15 protein-coding genes are annotated in these 16079 nt (G+C 71.7%); 11 read left to right on the top strand and 4 right to left on the bottom strand.

The window, feature by feature from the left end; all coding sequences use genetic code 11:
* Positions 1-22: 22 nt before the first annotated feature.
* On the top strand, positions 23-766 hold the full coding sequence (gene ppgK, locus OG841_RS17015; RefSeq protein ID WP_328640702.1) for a polyphosphate--glucose phosphotransferase: 744 nt from the start codon (positions 23-25) through the stop codon (positions 764-766).
* Between the two features lie 47 nt (positions 767-813).
* Here the strand turns inward: ppgK and OG841_RS17010 are convergent, their stop codons facing one another.
* A complete protein-coding gene (locus OG841_RS17010) occupies positions 814-1332 on the bottom strand; it encodes a DUF6542 domain-containing protein (protein ID WP_328640703.1) in 519 nt (172 codons plus the stop codon).
* Positions 1333-1509: 177 nt separating this feature from the next.
* Between OG841_RS17010 and ychF the strand changes: the two genes are divergently transcribed.
* On the top strand, positions 1510-2598 hold the full coding sequence (ychF, locus tag OG841_RS17005; RefSeq protein WP_328640704.1) for a redox-regulated ATPase YchF: 1089 nt from the start codon (positions 1510-1512) through the stop codon (positions 2596-2598).
* A gap of 24 nt (positions 2599-2622) precedes the next feature.
* Here ychF and OG841_RS17000 read toward each other — a convergent pair whose 3' ends face one another.
* The gene (locus tag OG841_RS17000) at positions 2623-3531 is read right to left on the bottom strand and encodes a LysR family transcriptional regulator (protein ID WP_365118848.1); all 909 of its coding nucleotides are present in this window, start codon (positions 3529-3531) and stop codon (positions 2623-2625) included.
* A gap of 90 nt (positions 3532-3621) precedes the next feature.
* Here OG841_RS17000 and OG841_RS16995 point away from each other — a divergent pair, with 90 nt between their 5' ends.
* Positions 3622-4452, top strand: a complete 831-nt coding sequence (locus OG841_RS16995) for an oxidoreductase (protein WP_328640705.1) — start codon at positions 3622-3624, stop codon at positions 4450-4452.
* 260 nt (positions 4453-4712) lie between these two features.
* On the opposite strand, the gene OG841_RS16990 is transcribed toward OG841_RS16995, so the two are convergent.
* Positions 4713-5894 (bottom strand): serpin family protein, encoded by a 1182-nt coding sequence (locus OG841_RS16990; RefSeq protein ID WP_365118846.1) that lies wholly within the window; start codon positions 5892-5894, stop codon positions 4713-4715.
* Positions 5895-5977: 83 nt separating this feature from the next.
* Here OG841_RS16990 and OG841_RS16985 point away from each other — a divergent pair, with 83 nt between their 5' ends.
* The 6 genes from OG841_RS16985 to OG841_RS16960 all read left to right on the top strand — a co-directional run bounded on the left by OG841_RS16985 (position 5978) and on the right by OG841_RS16960 (position 12481).
* On the top strand, positions 5978-7240 hold the full coding sequence (locus tag OG841_RS16985; RefSeq protein ID WP_328640707.1) for a DUF4190 domain-containing protein: 1263 nt from the start codon (positions 5978-5980) through the stop codon (positions 7238-7240).
* A gap of 147 nt (positions 7241-7387) precedes the next feature.
* Entirely contained in the window at positions 7388-8140 is a 753-nt protein-coding gene (locus OG841_RS16980) for a GntR family transcriptional regulator (protein WP_328640708.1), read from the top strand.
* Positions 8141-8453: 313 nt separating this feature from the next.
* Entirely contained in the window at positions 8454-8645 is a 192-nt protein-coding gene (locus OG841_RS16975; RefSeq protein WP_328640709.1) for an SPOR domain-containing protein, read from the top strand.
* 24 nt (positions 8646-8669) lie between these two features.
* Complete coding sequence (locus OG841_RS16970) at positions 8670-9077, top strand: (deoxy)nucleoside triphosphate pyrophosphohydrolase (protein ID WP_328640710.1); 408 nt, start codon at positions 8670-8672, stop codon at positions 9075-9077.
* A gap of 96 nt (positions 9078-9173) precedes the next feature.
* Positions 9174-9581 carry an ATP-binding protein gene (locus tag OG841_RS16965; protein WP_328640711.1) on the top strand — a complete coding sequence of 136 codons (408 nt, stop codon included), beginning with the start codon at positions 9174-9176 and terminating at the stop codon, positions 9579-9581.
* A gap of 272 nt (positions 9582-9853) precedes the next feature.
* Positions 9854-12481, top strand: coding sequence for a SpoIIE family protein phosphatase (locus tag OG841_RS16960; RefSeq protein ID WP_328640712.1), 2628 nt, complete (start codon positions 9854-9856; stop codon positions 12479-12481).
* A 15-nt stretch (positions 12482-12496) separates the two neighbouring features.
* On the opposite strand, the gene OG841_RS16955 is transcribed toward OG841_RS16960, so the two are convergent.
* Positions 12497-13882 (bottom strand): hypothetical protein, encoded by a 1386-nt coding sequence (locus OG841_RS16955; RefSeq protein ID WP_371565938.1) that lies wholly within the window; start codon positions 13880-13882, stop codon positions 12497-12499.
* Between the two features lie 81 nt (positions 13883-13963).
* On the opposite strand from OG841_RS16955, the gene OG841_RS16950 reads away from it, so the two are divergent.
* On the top strand, positions 13964-15058 hold the full coding sequence (locus OG841_RS16950; protein ID WP_371565937.1) for a hypothetical protein: 1095 nt from the start codon (positions 13964-13966) through the stop codon (positions 15056-15058).
* Positions 15059-15103: 45 nt separating this feature from the next.
* Entirely contained in the window at positions 15104-16075 is a 972-nt protein-coding gene (locus tag OG841_RS16945; protein ID WP_371565936.1) for a phosphotransferase family protein, read from the top strand.
* The last annotated feature ends 4 nt before the right edge of the window (positions 16076-16079 follow it).

Below are 16079 nucleotides of genomic sequence, written 5' to 3'. Positions count from 1 at the left end.
TCGTCCGTCGTAACGTAGGGCCATGCAGATCTTCGGCTTGGACATCGGCGGATCCGGGATCAAGGGCGCCCCTGTGGACCTGGACAAGGGCGACCTCACCCAGGAGCGCCACAAGGTGCTCACACCGCAACCGGCGACGCCCGACGGGGTGGCCGACGGGGTGAAGCAGGTCGTGGACCACTTCGGGTGGACGGGACCGGTCGGTCTGACCTTCCCGGGCGTGGTCACCGGCGGCTCGACGATCCGTACGGCGGCCAATGTCGACAAGAGCTGGATCGACACCGACGCGCGCGCGTTGTTCAGCGAGCGGCTCGGCGGACTCCCGGTGACCGTCGTCAACGACGCGGACGCGGCGGGCGTCGCCGAGATGAACTTCGGCGCGGGCAGGGACCACAAGGGCACCGTCATTCTGCTCACCTTCGGCACCGGCATCGGCAGCGCGGTCTTCGTCGACGGCGTCCTCGTCCCCAACACCGAGCTGGGCCACCTGGAGCTGCACGGCCACGACGCCGAGAAGAAGGCCTCCAGCAAGGCAAGGGAGGACGAGGAGCTCACCTGGGAGCACTGGGCCCACCGGGTCCAGAAATACCTCGCCCATGTGGAGATGCTCTTCTCGCCGGAACTGTTCATCGTCGGCGGCGGCGTCAGCCGCAAGGCCCAGAAGTTCCTGCCGCACATCGAGGGCATCAAAGCGGAGATCGTCCCGGCGCAGTTGCAGAACAACGCGGGGATCGTGGGTGCGGCGATGCGGGCGGCGGAGGGTTAGGAGGCGGGTCGACCACTGTCCCCCTTCGTACCGCCCGCCGGTCCTCGTCAGCGCGAGCGGCGCCGCACCAGGCGGATCCTGCGGACCAGCGCGATGATGCCGGCGGCCAGCGTGCCGGCGTAGAGCCAGCCGGCCTGCGTGGCCAGCGCGGTGAACAGGCCCATCAGACGGCCCGAGGTGCCGCCGCTGCTGTCGGCGACCGGGACGAGCCCGGCGGCGAAGGCGATCGGGACGATGATCGGGGCGGTCAGCAGATCGCCCCGGCGCATCCAGACCGCCGTCAGCACACTCACCGGCACGAACAGCACGCCGTACACCGTCAGTGACGAGCCGAACAGCAGGGAGACGAGCAAGCCGAGCGCGCACATCAGCCCGGCGCAGAACAGGCCGCCGCCGAGCCCGGTGAGCCGGGGGTTGGGGAACCGTCGCAGCGTCTGGACCACGGGCGGCGGGGGTCGGCGGGGCGGCGCCGACCGTCGCTCACCGCGGGCCTGCGAGGGCAGCGGCGCTCCCGGCGTCGGGCGTCGCGTTCCGTTGTGCGGGGGGCGGGTCCTGTGTTGCTCCACTGGACCAACCTAGGTCTGTTTATGTGTGGAATGGCTCCTCAGACACGCGGTGGGAAAGACCTTGGCCATGCGTTCGAGAGGTCAGCCGGAGCGTGCCGGCGCACGCCGTAGACTGGTGGATCGGCCCCCTGGCCGCCAGTCTCCTCACGTCTCCTCTCACGTACGGGAAGTCGCAACGTGTCGCTCACGATCGGAATCGTCGGTCTGCCGAATGTCGGCAAGTCGACCCTGTTCAACGCCCTGACCAAGAACGACGTGCTGGCGGCCAACTACCCGTTCGCCACGATCGAGCCGAACGTCGGCGTGGTCGGTGTCCCGGACCCGCGCCTGGCGAAACTGGCCGAGATCTTCTCCTCCCAGAAGATCCTTCCGGCGACCGTGGACTTCGTGGACATCGCGGGCATCGTGAAGGGCGCCTCCGAGGGTGAGGGCCTGGGCAACAAGTTCCTCGCGAACATCCGTGAGTCCGACGCGATCTGCCAGGTCATCCGCGCCTTCAAGGACGAGAACGTCGTCCACGTCGACGGCAAGGTCTCGCCCAAGGACGACATCGAGACGATCAACACCGAGCTGATCCTGGCCGACCTCCAGACCATCGAGAAGGTCCTGCCCCGCCTCCAGAAGGAGTCGCGGATCAAGAAGGACGTCGTGGCGAAGGTCGCGGCGGTCGAGGCGGCGAAGGAGATCCTGGAGAAGGGCGACACGCTGTTCTCCGCGGGCATCGTCCAGGGCTCGGGCAACGAGGAGCTGCTGCACGACCTGCACCTGCTGACGACGAAGCCCTTCCTGTACGTCTTCAACGTCGACGAGGACGAGCTGGTCGACGAGTCCTTCAAGGACGAGCAGCGTGCCCTGGTCGCCCCCGCCGAGGCGATCTTCCTCAACGCCAAGCTGGAGGCGGACCTCGCCGAGCTCGACGAGGAGGACGCGATGGAGCTCCTGGAGTCGGTCGGCGCCGAGGAGCCGGGCCTCACCACCCTCGCCCGCGTCGGCTTCAACACCCTCGGCCTGCAGACCTACCTCACGGCCGGCCCCAAGGAATCCCGCGCCTGGACCATCAAGAAGGGCGCCACCGCCCCCGAGGCCGCCGGAGTCATCCACACCGACTTCCAGAAGGGCTTCATCAAGGCGGAGGTCATCTCCTTCGGCGACCTGGTGGAGACGGGATCGGTCGCCGAGGCCCGCGCGAAGGGCAAGGCGCGCATGGAGGGCAAGGAGTACGTGATGCAGGACGGGGACGTGGTGGAGTTCCGCTTCAACGTGTGACTGACGGATTCAGGGGAGGTTCCGTCAGCCCCCCGCCACCGACCGACAAGCCTCTACATACCCCCGCACCAGCGGTCGTCCCCCGTCCTCCTTGCGCCAGGCCAGGACGTATCTGCTCGGGCCGATCCCGCGCACCGGGCGGGTGACCACCCCGCCCAGGGTGATCAGGGGGGCGTTGCCGGCGGCCACGAGGCAGATGCCCAGGCCCGCGACGAGGGCCTCGTACGTCTCCTCCGTGCCGGCGATCTCCGCGCCGATGCGGGGCGGACGGCCGGACCGTTCGTCGAGGGCGAGCCAGAAGTCGCGCAGGGGGCCCGCGCTCGGCGGCAGGGCGAGGAACGGTTCGTCGGCCAGGTCGGCGAAGTCGACCTCCTCGCGGGCGGCGAGCGGGTGGCTGTCGGGGAGGGCGATCAGACGGGACTCCTCGGCGACCACCGTCCATCCGTAGCGCTCCTCGTCGGGCAGCGGCAGCCAGACGAACGCGACCTCGGTCTCACCGTCCGCCAGCCCCGCGGTCGGGTCCTGCCAGTGCATCTGCCGCAGCCGTACTACCGCCTCCGGATGCGCGGCCGTGAAGCGGGAGCGGATCGCCGGGAGCAGACCGCCGCGGCCGGGGCTGGTGCTCATGCCCACCACCAGCGTGCCGCGCCCCGCCGCCCGGGCCGTCGCCATCGCGGCGTCCGCCGCCGCCCAGGCCGCCAGCACCTGCCGGGCGTGCGGCACCAGCGCCTGACCCGCCTCGGTGAGCAGGACGCCCCGCGGGTCCCGTCGCAACAGCTCCACGCCCACCTGCCGCTCCAGCGCCCGGATCTGCTTGCTCAGCGCGGGCTGTGACACGTACAGCCGCTCGGCCGCGCGCGTGAAGTGCAGTTCCTCGGCCACCGCCAGGAAGTAACGCAGGTCCCGTACATGCACGTCGGTCGTCATAGCCATCGGTTATCACCGTGGGTCTTGGACGGGCAACCGACTTCGGCAGCAGGCTGGTTCGTGGAACAACCCGGGAACCCGAGAAGAGGAGTCGTCATGAACAAGGTCTGGCTGATCACGGGCGCGAGCAGCGGGTTCGGGCGGGCGATCGCCGAGGCGGCCCTGGCCGACGGCGATGTCGTGGTGGGCGCGGTCCGCAGGCCCGAGGCGCTGGACGACCTCGTGGCCACCCACCCGGACCAGGTGGAGGCGGTGCGTCTGGACGTGACCGACATGTCCGCCGCGGAGGCCGTCGTACGGGATGTGGTGGCCCGGCACGGGCGGATCGACGTGCTGGTCAACAACGCCGGCCGGACCCATGTCGGTGCCTTCGAGGAGACCACCGACGCCGAACTGCGCGAGCTGTTCGACCTGCATGTCCTCGGACCGGCGGCGCTCACGAGGGCGGTGCTGCCGGGCATGCGCGAGCGGCGTTCGGGTGCGATCGTGCAGATGAGCAGCATGGGCGGGCAGATGTCCTTCGCGGGCTTCTCGGCGTACAGCGGGACGAAGTTCGCGCTGGAGGGCATGTCCGAGGGGCTCGCCGACGAGGTGCGGGAGTTCGGCATCAAGGTGCTGATCGTGGAGCCGGGGGCTTTCCGCACCTCACTGTTCGAGGCGAGCCGCGCGGGGGCCAGCGCCGACAGCGGCGTCTACGCCAAGGTGAGCGAGACCCGCGAGGTCGTCTCCGGCGGCGACGGCACCCAGGCCGGCGACCCCGCGAAGGCGGCGGCCCTGATCCGCGCCGCGCTCGACGCCGAGGAGACCCCGCTGCGGCTGCCCCTCGGCGACGACGCCGTGACCGCCGTACTCGAGCACCTCGACGCCGTACGGGACGACGTGGCCACCTGGGAGAAGACCACCCGGGCGACAGCCTTCGACGACTGAGACCACAGGGGGCCAACGAACGGCGCCGGTTCTGCCCCCGGTCCCGTCGCCTGGGGGAAGACCGCCCGGGCGACCGCCTTCGGCGACCGACGCCGCAGGACGACTACCGGAGCGGTGCCCGTTCCGTCACCCTGTTCCGTCGCCGGGGAGAAGACCACCCGAGCCACCACCTTCGGCGACCGAGACCGCAGGACCGCAGGACGGTCACCGGAGCGGCGCCGGGTTCCGTCCCCCGTCCCGTCGTCCGGGCCGCAGCGCGGCTACCCGAACGGTGCCGGTTCCGTCACCCAGCCCGTTGTCAGTGTCAGCCGTGTCTCACGGTGTACGGCGAGGAAGGCGAAGGGGCGGTCGAAGGTGGCCGTGACGACGGTCGACGTGTGGCGGGGCGTGGGCGGCGCCCCACCCGGCGCCGCCGCGACCGCCGTCACCGCGGCCGCCTCGAAGCCGAGCGCGTCGAAGCGGGCCAGGACGGACTGCCGGGCGGAGCCGACGGCCAGGGGTGAGGCGCTGATGCCGGCGAAGTGACCCTGCCGCGCGTCCCGAGCCGCGGTGAGGCCGAACAGTCCGTGCAGGTCCAGCAGATCGTGGTGCGCCCGCACCTCGAACGCCGCCGTCGTCACCTCCAGCGTCGGTTGCCGAGGGACGGCACACGGCCGCTCCTCGACCCGCAGTCCCGGCCCCGCGGGCCCGTGCGGCAGCAACGACCCGCGTAGGACAGGACACGTGCCGTCGAGCACGGCCGCCCCCGCCGCCATTACCTGGCCCGGCGTCATGTGTTCGTCCCCGAGCAGGAGATGGACGTCGATGCCGTTGTCGCCGAGCACCTTCACCTCGGTGACCCGGCCCTCGGGGGCGGTCACCACGCCGACCCGGTCCAGGCGCACGCTCCGGCGGTTGAGCCCGCGCAGCGTCCTGCCCTGCCAGGGGCCCGCGGACGGCCGTAGCGGACGCACCTCGAAGGGCCGCAGCCATGTGGTCCGCAGAGCCAGCGCACTCGCCAGTACCAGCTCGGTGTCGTCCCGCACCTCCACCGGCATCCGCTCGATCAGCCCACCCGTCCGCTTCGCGGCCCAGGCGTCCATCTCCCGCTGATCGAGGACGGGATCGCCGGTGAGGACCCCGAGCGCGTCGGCGGGCAGCCCGGCCTCCCACTCCTCGCGCAGCTCCAGCGTCCGCCTGGTCCACAGTCCGAGAGCCGAGTCCAGCGCCTCCGATGCGGCCAGTCCCGCGAGCAACTCCCGCGCCGCCGCGGCCGCTTGCTCCGCGGGCACCCCGAGCGCCCGCGCCAGCTCGGCCCGCGCCGGACCCCGCGCCCCGTCTGCCAGGAAGGCCAGCAGCGGCCACACACCGGCGGCCGAGAACACGGTCCCCCCGGAAGACGCCCCCGCCCACCGCGCCGTCAGCCCGTTCACCGCCTGGGTCGTCGCACCCGTGATCGGCATTCCACCCCCGCCCGCCCCGCGCATACCATGCGCCCTGTCGTACGTCAGTTCCCCGCCACTGCTGAACCAGGAGCACGGTACCCGTGTCCATACCCCCGCCCCCTGGGCCCCACCAGCCCGACCCCGCCCGGGGGCCGTCCCCGGCCCCGGACCCGTACGGGCCGCCGCCGCAGGGACAACAGCCGTATGGGCAGCACCCGTACGGACAACAGCCGTACGGACAGCCCTACGGGCAACCCTATGGCCCGCCGTACCAGACCTGGGGACAGGGCTACAGCCCCTACGCCCGCCCGTCGTCGGTCAACGGCCTCGCCGTCGCCTCCCTGGTGCTCGGCGTCCTGTGCTGCTTCCCGGCGGTGGGACTGGTGCTGGGTGTGATCGCGCTGGTGCAGATCAAGAAGAAGGGCCAGTCCGGCAAGGCCCTGGCGATCGCGGGGTCGGTCCTGTCGTCGCTCGGACTCGCTCTGTGGGTGACGGTGCTCGCCACCGGTGGGCTCTCCGACGCGTGGGAGGCGTTCAAGAAGGGCGCGAGCGAGGGCGCGACCTTCTCCGTCGTGACGGGCCAGTGCTTCGATGCGCCGGGGGAGTCCCTCGAAGGCCTCACCTACGACGTCGACGAGGTGCCCTGCGCGGGCGAGCACGACGGCGAGGTGTTCGGCGAGTTCAAGATGACCGGCGGCGACGGCTTCCCGGGGGACGGCGCGGTCTCCGACGCCGCCGACGACAAGTGCTACCCCCTCCAGGACACCTACGTCATGGACACCTGGGCGCTCCCCGGCGACGTCGACGTGTATTACTTCGGCCCGACCCGGCAGAGCTGGCGCCTCGGCGACCGCGAGGTCAGCTGCATCTTCGGCAACACCGACGAGAAGGCCACCCTGACCGGCTCGCTGCGGGCCGACGAGACCACCCTCGACACGTATCAGATCACCCTCCTGAAGTCCCTCAACGCCATGGACGCCGTGTGGTGGGAGGAGCCCGAGGACTACCCCGAGGACGACCTGCCCGGGTATCGGGGCTGGTCGAGGGACGTCCACGACAGCCTCGACCACCAGATCAAGGCCCTGCGCGCGCAGTCCTGGCCGGCCGCTGCCGACAAGCCGGTAGCGGCCCTGGTGAAGGACATGGAGGACGCGCGCGACGAGTGGGCTAAGGCGCTCGCCGCGGCCGAGGACGACGACGTGGACACCTTCTACCTCCACTACGACAAGGGCTACGCGTACGTCGACGGCCCCAGCACGGTCACCGCACGCAAGGCTCTGGGGCTCGCCACCAAGCGGCCGACGTACGACGACGAGGGCGACGACGGCAGCGGCGAGTCGGGCGGCGGCGAACTCAATGTGTGAGCGCGGCCATAGCGGGGAGAAAGTGCCTGCGTAAAGACCCCCACCGGAACATGTCATCACATCGAGTGACTCTCTGGCCTTTGCTTGCATGGTCCAACCTACGGTTGCCAGGCTGTTGCTGTCTGTACAACCTGATGGGAGCGGCCAGTGACATTCGGTGAGCAGCCGGCGTACCTGCGCGTCGCGGGTGATCTCCGCCAGAAGATCGTCGACGGTTCGCTGCCACCGCACACCCGCCTGCCGTCCCAGGCCAGGATCCGCGAGGAGTACGGCGTCTCGGACACCGTCGCGCTGGAGGCCCGCAAGGTGCTGATGGCCGAGGGCCTGGTCGAGGGCCGCTCCGGCTCCGGGACGTACGTCCGGGAGCAGCCCGTGCCCCGCCGTATCGCCCGCTCCGGCTACCGCCCGGCCTCCGGCGCCACGCCCTTCCGGCAGGAGCAGGCCGACGGGGAGGGGCGCGGCACCTGGGAGTCCAGCAGCACGCAGACCGAGGCGTCGGTCGCCATCGCCGAGCGGCTCGACATCCGGCCCGGCGACCGCGTGATGTGTACGACGTACGTCTTCCGGGAGGCCGGTGAGCCGATGATGCTCTCCACCTCCTGGGAGCCGCTCGCGGTCACCGGCCGCACTCCCGTGATGCTCCCCGAGGAGGGCCCCCTCGGCGGCATGGGCGTGGTCGAGCGCATGGCCGCCATCGACGTCGTCGTGGACAACGTCACCGAGGAGGTGGGCGCCCGTCCCGGCCTGGCCGAGGAACTGCTCGCCCTGGGCGGTGTCCCCGGCCATGTCGTCCTCGTGGTCCACCGCACCTACTACGCCTCGGGCCGCCCGGTGGAGACGGCCGACGTGGTCATTCCGGCCGACCGCTACCAGGTCGCGTACCACCTCCCGGTGAAGTAGCGCGCGCCCCGGGGAAGTTGCCCCGGGCGAGCGCGCAACGGACCCGCAGGCGAACGCCGTTCGAATTCGGCCGTTCTCGCAGGTCGACACAGCGATTCCAGAGGCGCCCCTGACGCGAGGCATCACCGCCCACCGGGGGCGCGTTCACGGCTGCGCGCCCCTGCCGGAGGAGTCCGTCCTGGCTGGTTGCGTACCTCTTTGTGAAAACGCGTGTTCGCTGCGTAAAGGTTGGGCGTAGGCTCGGGCATATGCGGAGTGCGGTTTCCTTATCGGGTGGGGCTCGACGCAGGTCGGGAAGGGGCGGTGGGGCGCAATGAACGACGGCACGATCACGCTTCCATGGCTCGTCATACGACAGGACGACAACGGCAATCGCTACCGCGTGGGCAGGTACGCGACCCGGGCCGAGGCCCAGAAGATTGCCGACAGTCTCGACGGTCGCGGTCACAAGCAGCTCTACTGGGTCGAGCGCATCAGCCAGAACGGCGCGAGTTCGGCCGACTGAGGAGCCTCCCGTAGGCTCCGGCGCATGACGGAACGGATCGTGGTGGTGGCGGCCGCCCTGTACGACGGTGACCGTCTCCTCGCAGCCCGCCGCAGCGCGCCTCCTGCTTTGGCCGGCCGTTGGGAGCTTCCCGGAGGCAAGGTGGAGGAGGGGGAGTCGTCCGAGGCGGCCCTCGTGCGCGAGCTCCGGGAGGAGCTGGGCGTAGAGGTGGAGGTCGGGGTGCGCATCCCCGGCGAGTGGCCCCTCAAGTCCCCCTACGTCCTCCACGCCTGGACGGCCCAACTCTTCCCGGCTTCCCCGGAGCCCAAGCCCTTGCAGGATCACGACGAACTGCGCTGGCTCGCCCCGGACGAGATCTGGGACGTGAACTGGCTCGATCAGGACGTAGAGGCTGTTCGTTCCCTGGAGACACTCAGGGGCTCGAGCTCTTAGGCGCCCCGTGTTAAGCCGTTCGGCACGGTACCGCGGCCCCGATATCGGGTATGTGCCCCTTAACCCCACGAAAGTGGACATGGGCTGGCCCGGGATGTGATCGGCGTGATCGACACCGAAGGCGACTACGCCGCGTGGACGTTCCCGGCGGACCCGGGCGCCGTACGCGCTGCCCGGACGGCCGTCCGGAACCGGCTGGCCGCCTGGAATCTCGACGGCCTCGCCGACATCGCCGCCCTCCTGGTCAGTGAGCTGGTGACCAACGCCCTCCGGCACGCCACCGGCCCCATCGGCGTCCGCCTGGTCCGCCCCGGCGTCGTCGACGGCGTCCTCCTGGTCGAGGTCTCCGATCCCCTGCCCGACCCGCCCCGCGAACGCGTAGCCGCCCTCGACGACGAGAGCGGCCGCGGTCTGCAACTGGTCGCCCATGCGGCCCACCGCTGGGGCACCCGACCCGGTGCGACGGGCAAGACGGTCTGGTTCGAGCTCGCGGTGCAGGGATGAACAGGACCTGATCGCGGTGAAGAACGCCTGTACGGCACCCCTACCCCTGTCCATCGACTGGTTCAGGCCGGTGGCGGTTGTCGACAGACGTGATTCGACGCAGTGTCCGCTGGTTAGAAGACTGGAAGTGTTGTCGCAGCCCGGACCGAAAACCGTCGGGATCGTGCTGTGATCGTGAACACCGTGTTGTGCGGCGCCGTAGTGCTGGATACTGCGGGCAGCCGCCCCCGGTGACCGGTACCGGACGCGGTGAGCTGGAGGGGACGGTTCGCGTGAGCGAGATACCAGCGAAGGCCACGGAGTCGAAGGACCCGTTGGACGGCGCGAGGACGGAGGCCGCGGATGATGCCGTGGCGCATGTCCGTCCCGGCGAGCCGCCGTCCGGTGACGCCATGTGGCAGAGCAGCCCGCCCGGCTCGATCTACGACTACATCAAGGTCGCGTCCTTCTCCATAGGCCCCGACGGTCTGGTCGAGCAGTGGAGTCTGCGCGCCGAGCAGCTCTTCGGCATCCCCGCCGAGCACGCCGTCGGCATGGACCCCATCGAGGCCTTCATCGACGCGGACCTGCGCGCGCAGGGCCAGCGCAAGATGGCGGAGATCCTGGACGGCCGCGAGTGGACCGGCGTGGTGCCCTTCCGGGTGCCCCCGTCGGCGGCCGACGGCGAGTGCGGCCGGGAGGGCCTCGCCGAGGTCTATGTGATGCCGACGCGGACCGAGGAGGGCGAGAAGGCCGCCGTCTGCATCGTCGTCGACGTACGCACGCTGCGCAGCATCGAGACCGACCTCGCCGCCTCGCAGGCGATTTTCGGTCAATCTCCCTTCGGATTCATCCTGATCGACCCCGACCTGCGGGTTCGCCGCGTCAACTACCGTTTCGCCTCCCTCTTCGGCGGCAGCCCGGACGATCACCGGGGCAAGGGCGTCCACGACTATCTGCCGCGCCCCGAGGCCGAGCGGGTCACCGCGACCCTGCGCCGGGTCCTGGAGACCGGCGACTCCATCACCGACATGCACGTCACGGGTTTCCTGCCGGGGTCCGACGAGCGCCGCCACTGGTCCATCAACCTGTACCGGGTGCGCAGCGGGTCGGGCCGGCCCATCGGCATCGCCTGGCTGGGAACCGACATCACCGCCCGCCGCGCCGCCGCCCGCGAAGCGGCCGCGGCCCGGCGCAATCTGGCCCTGCTGAACGAGGCCGGCGCCCGCATAGGCAACTCCCTCGACCTGGAGACCACGGCCCGCGAACTCCTCGACGTCGTCGTCCCCGGCTTCTGCGACCTGGCCACCGTCGACCTCTACCAGGGTCTCCTCGCCGGCGACGAGACCCCGCCGGGCCTCGCCGACGGCAGCGCGGAACTCCGCCGGGTCGCCTTCGCCAGCGCGGTCTCCGACGCCCCCTTCATCGGCTCCGGCGACCCCGTCTCGGTCGGCGCCGTCCACCACTACCCCTTCAACTCGCCCTGCGCGGACGCCCTGCGCACCGCGCGCCCGCAGTACATCCCGGCCGAGGAGGGCAGCCTCGTGCAGTCCACGCTCGCCGTGCCGATGGTCGCCCACGACACCGTCGTAGGCCTCGCGCAGTTCGCCCGGACCAAGGGCAGCGAGCCGTTCGGGGACCGGGACCGGGATCTCGCGGTGGAGCTGGCGGCGCGGGCGGCGGTCTGTATCGACAACGCGCGCCTGTACCGGCGGGAGCACGAGAGGGCCCTGATACTGCAGCGGTCCCTGCTGCCCCCCGGCGACCCGGTCGCCTCCGGCCTGGACATCGCCTGCCGCTACCTGCCCGGCAACTCCTCCGCGGACCGGCCCAGCGAGGTCGGCGGTGACTGGTTCGACGTCATCGAACTGCCGGGACACCGCACGGCGTTGGTGGTCGGAGACGTGATGGGCCGTGGTCTGCGGGCGGCAGTGGCGATGGGCGAACTGCGGTCCGCCGTGCGCACCCTGGCCCTCCTGGACCTCGAACCGGCCGAGGTGCTCAGCGCGTTGGACGAGATCGCCCGCGGTCTCGGCGCACCCGGCGGTGTCCAGCAGGCCACCCGACAGGCCCGCCGCCCCCGTGAGGCGGACCTGTCCGAGGTGTACCTGGCGACCTGCGTCTACGCCGTCTACGACTCGGTGACCCGCCGCTGCACCTTCGCCAACGCGGGGCACCTCCCGCCCGTCCTGGTGGAACCCGGCGAGGACGCGCTGATGCTCGACGTGCCGCCCGGCATGCCGCTCGGCGTCGGTGGCGAGCCCTTCGAGGAGGTCGAGGTCGAACTACCCGAAGGCGCCCTGCTCGCGCTCTACACGGATGGACTGGTCGAAAGCCGCGATCACCCCCTGGACGAAGGCCTCCAGGCCTTCGTAGGAGCGCTCACCGACCCCTCCGCCCCCCTGGAGGACGTCTGCGACCACGTCCTCAACACCCTCGACACCCACCACGGCGAGGACGACATCGCGCTGCTGATGGCACGTGTCCAGGGCCTGCCCGCCGACTCGGTCGGCGACTGGACCCTGCCGCGCGAACCCCGCAGTGTGGGCCGGGCCCGGGAGTACGCACGCGGCCAACTGCTGAGCTGGGACCTGGAACCCCTGGTCGACACCACGGAACTCCTGGTCAGCGAGCTCGTCACCAACGCCCTGCGGTACGGCGAGGGTGACATCCGGCTACGGCTCCTGCTGGACCGCACCCTGGTCTGCGAGGTCTGGGACTCCGGACTCGTCCAGCCGCGCCGCCGCCGCGCCCGCGACACCGACGAGGGCGGCCGGGGCCTGCAACTGGTCGGCCTCCTCAGCGCGGCCTGGGGCTCCCGCCGCACACCGCGCGGCAAGACGGTGTGGTTCGAACTGCCGTTGCCCGACGGGCAGAACGGCATGGTGGACCCGGCGGAGGCGTTGCTCAGCCTGTTCTGAGTCCGGAGCCTGTTTCTAGGCGGGGTACCCGCGCAGGCGTACGTCCTGTTCGGCGAGGTCACGTGCCTCGCGGGCCAGGGCGTCCGCCCGCGGGAGATCGTCGGTGAGCCGAGCCTGCGACAGGAGCACGCGGGGCGCGGCACCGACGGCCTCGCGGTGGACGGTGACGTAGCCGTCCGCCGCGGCCACCGACTCCCGGGCGACCAGCAGCGCCGCCACCGCGAGCACCCCGGACCGGCCGGTCGCCAGGGGCGCGGTCGCCTGCACGATCCGACGCAGGACGCCGAACGGGTCGTACGGCTGTCCGGACGTCGTCTCCTGGCGTACGGCGGCCAGGACCGCGTCGGCGTGCAGGAGCCGGGCGTAGGTCTCGCCCTCGTACGCGGTGCTGTCGCGGAAAGGGGCCAGTTCCGCCTCCGCGCCCGTGAGCGCGGGCGGGATCAGCCGGGCGGCCTCGGTGCGCGCCGAGCGCAGCCGGGCCACGGCCGTCACCAGCACGTCCGCCCGGGAGATCGCGGTCTCCGCCGCGCGGAGGTGAGGGGCCGCTTCGTCCGGCCGGCCGGAGGCAGAGGCCTGGTGGGTCTGATTGAGGTGCACGGTGGCGGTGACCAGGCTGTCCTTGGCCAGCTCGACGTACCCGGTGACGGAGTCACCCAAGGGCGTCGCCTCAGCCCCGGCCGTGCGGGCGGTCAGCTCTCGGAAGCGGGCCTCGGCCGACGCCAGGGCCGTGGTGGGGTCACGGTCCAGCGCCCGAAGGGTGCGCAGGCTCTCCCCGGCGACGGTCAGCCGCCGCTCCGCCTCCTCGCAGCGGCCCACGACTCCGGCGAGGGCGGCTGCCTCCTCGGGTACGCCTTCCTCGTACCGCGCCCGTATCGCGCACGCGGCCGACAGTTCGGCCTCCGCCGCCTCGGCCGCCGTCGCGAAGGGGGACACCGCATCGGGGCCGGAGACGGCCTCGGCGAAGGGGAGTTCCTCCCGGAAGGCGCGCAGGTGGTTGTCGGCGTCGACCAGCGCGTCTCGGGAGCGGTCGTCGAGGTCGGCGAGCGGGGGCTGGGTCCCGGGGGAGGGATACGCCCCGACGTGGGTCGTGCCGGCGGCCGCCGGGGTCGTACGGCTGCGGGTGCGGCGTATCCGGCGGACGGAGCCGTAGGCGGCGAGGGCGAGCACCACGGCGAGCGCGGCGACCGGCAGGACGAGGTCGGTGGCGCCGGTGGACTCGTCCTCCGCCGGGGCGGCGGCGCTCGTGCGCGCGCCTGCAACCGGAGCGTCGTCGTTGATCGTCATCCACGGCAACACCAGCCACAGGACCCCGGCGACCACGCCCAGCAGGGCATGGGCCACCCGCGCGGATATGTGCGAGCGGCCCCGCCGCGGTCGGCCCCGTATCAAGGATGGCGTCACGTTTCGGAGCGTATGGGCCGGAATGCGGGGGCGCGAGCGGGGTGGGACGGGCGGGGGTACGCGAGGGGAGTGGGGGAGCGGATGTCCGAGGTGCGGGACATACAGGTCGACGGGGACGGGGACGGGGACGGGAACGGCGAGGCGGAGAGGGAGGCACCGGCGCCGAAGCCCGGACGACGCCGCCGGCTCCGCCGGGGCCTGATCGCGCTCGCGCTCGTCGTCCTCCTTCCCCTCCTCACCGTTGCCGTCGCCCTCCGCCTCAACTACGCCGGCGACCCCGCGGACGGCACCCGCACCCGGGGCAAGGACGCGATCTGGCTCGGTCACGCCTGGGTGGACGGCCGCAAGACCGACGCCGACGTCACCGCGCTGGCCCGGCGCCTGCGGGACACCGGGATCCGTGACCTGTACGTCCACGCGGGGCCCCTGGAACACGACGGGACGCTGCCCGGGTCGGCGTACCCGAGGGCGCGGTGGCTGATCGGCGCCGTGCACCAGGCGGCCCCCGGCATCCGGGTGCAGGCCTGGCTCGGCGACAAGCTCGCCACCGAGAGCCCGGACGGACTGCGCCTCACCGAGAAGGACACCCGCACCGCTGTCGTGCGGTCCACCCGGCGGATCCTCGACGCCGGGTTCGACGGCGCCCACTTCGACCTGGAGCCCCTGCACTCCGGCGACGAGGACTATCTCGACCTCCTCGACGCCCTCCACCGGGTCACCCGCGCCCGCGGCGTGCCGCTCTCCGTCGCCGCCCACCAGATCGACCCGCTCCCCGCACTGCACTCCGTCGCGGGCACGCTCACCGGGCACCCCAAGTGGTGGTCGCAGGCCTACTTCGGTCAGGTCGCGCGCCGGGTCGACCAGATCGCGGTGATGTCGTACGACACGGCCACGCCCCTGGAGAGCCTGTACGGCGGCTATGTCGCCCAGCAGACCTCGCTGGCCTTGGAGGTCACCCCCGAGTCCACCGACCTGCTGATGGGCCTGCCCTTCTACCGAGAGGACAACTTCGCCCACTGGTCCTTCGCCGAGACCGTCCCCGCGGCCGTCCGCGGCGTCCGCCTCGGGCTCTCCCGCACGGACGCGGACCGCGCGAACTTCGGCGTGGCGCTGTACGTCGACTTCGCGGCCACGGAGGCGGACTGGACGGCGTACGAGAAGGACTGGGTCCACTAGAAAACCACCTGCGGTCCGGCGCACCGCACTGCGACGATCTGCCGGATGACCTCCACCCGCAGACACCTCACCCGCGACGACCTCGCCCCCCTCGCCCGGGCCGCGACCGGCCGCGCCCTCACCGGCGTCACCCGGCTCCGCGGTGGCAGCAGGAAGGGCGTCTACCGGCTGGCCCTCGACGACGGTACGACGGTCGTCGCCTACGTCTGGTCGCCGGACGAGGACTACTGGGACGCCGGCCCCTCGGACCCCCGCGACCCCTTCTCCGCCGGCACCGGTCCCGACGTGTTCACGGCCGCCCACGACCGGCTGGTCGCGGCCGGCGTGCGCACCCCCCGCCTCCTGTACGCCGACACCGCCATGGACGCCGTGGTCGTCGAGGACATGCGGGGCGGCAGTCTGGAGGAGGCGCTGGAGCGGGACCCGGTCGCCGGTCGCGCCGCGCTGGAGCTGCTGGCCGCCGAACTCGGGACTCTGCACGCACAGCAGGGCCCGGCCTTCGGCAAGGTCGGGCTCGTCGACAACGGCGGTACCTCGTCGTCGGGTTCGGCTGCCCGGCGCATCACCGAGGGCGCCCTGCGCCACATCGAGCAGGCCGCCGTACGGGACGAACGGATCGCCGTCGTACGGGAGGAGCTCGAGGAGACCGTGCGACGGCTCGCCGCAGCCGTCCGGCCGCGCGCCCGGCACACCCTCGTCCACGGCGAACTCGGCGCCGACCACGTCCTGTTGGACGACCAGGGCAGGCCTGCCCTCATCGACGTCGAAGGGCTCATGTACTTCGACGTCGAGTGGGAGCACATCTTCCTGCGCATCCGCTTCGGACCGCAGTACTACGACGTCCTGCGTGCCCCCGGCCTGGACGAGGACCGGATGCGCCTGTACCGCCTCGCCCTGCACGTGTCCCTGGTCGCCGGCCCTCTCCGCCTGATCGAGGGCGACTTCCCGAACCCGGACGGGATGCGGGAGATCGCCGAATCCAACCTGGTCAGGGTGCTGGAGCTCATGGGACGATGATCGG

It is taken from the genome of Streptomyces canus, assembly GCF_041435015.1.
In the GTDB taxonomy this organism is placed as follows: Bacteria; Actinomycetota; Actinomycetes; order Streptomycetales; family Streptomycetaceae; genus Streptomyces; species Streptomyces canus_G.
The sequence above is the reverse complement of the archived record's forward strand: the minus strand, read 5'-3'. Positions and strand labels throughout refer to the sequence as shown.

Coding starts and splice junctions, on each gene's coding strand:
- ppgK (WP_328640702.1), top strand. CDS start 23: ATGCAGATCTTCGGCTTGGACATCGGCGGATCCGGGATCAAGGGCGCC.
- OG841_RS16990 (WP_365118846.1), bottom strand. CDS start 5,894: ATGCCGATCACGGGTGCGACGACCCAGGCGGTGAACGGGCTGACGGCG.
- OG841_RS17000 (WP_365118848.1), bottom strand. CDS start 3,531: ATGGCTATGACGACCGACGTGCATGTACGGGACCTGCGTTACTTCCTG.
- OG841_RS16995 (WP_328640705.1), top strand. CDS start 3,622: ATGAACAAGGTCTGGCTGATCACGGGCGCGAGCAGCGGGTTCGGGCGG.
- OG841_RS16950 (WP_371565937.1), top strand. CDS start 13,964: ATGTCCGAGGTGCGGGACATACAGGTCGACGGGGACGGGGACGGGGAC.
- OG841_RS16945 (WP_371565936.1), top strand. CDS start 15,104: ATGACCTCCACCCGCAGACACCTCACCCGCGACGACCTCGCCCCCCTC.
- OG841_RS16970 (WP_328640710.1), top strand. CDS start 8,670: ATGACGGAACGGATCGTGGTGGTGGCGGCCGCCCTGTACGACGGTGAC.
- OG841_RS16975 (WP_328640709.1), top strand. CDS start 8,454: ATGAACGACGGCACGATCACGCTTCCATGGCTCGTCATACGACAGGAC.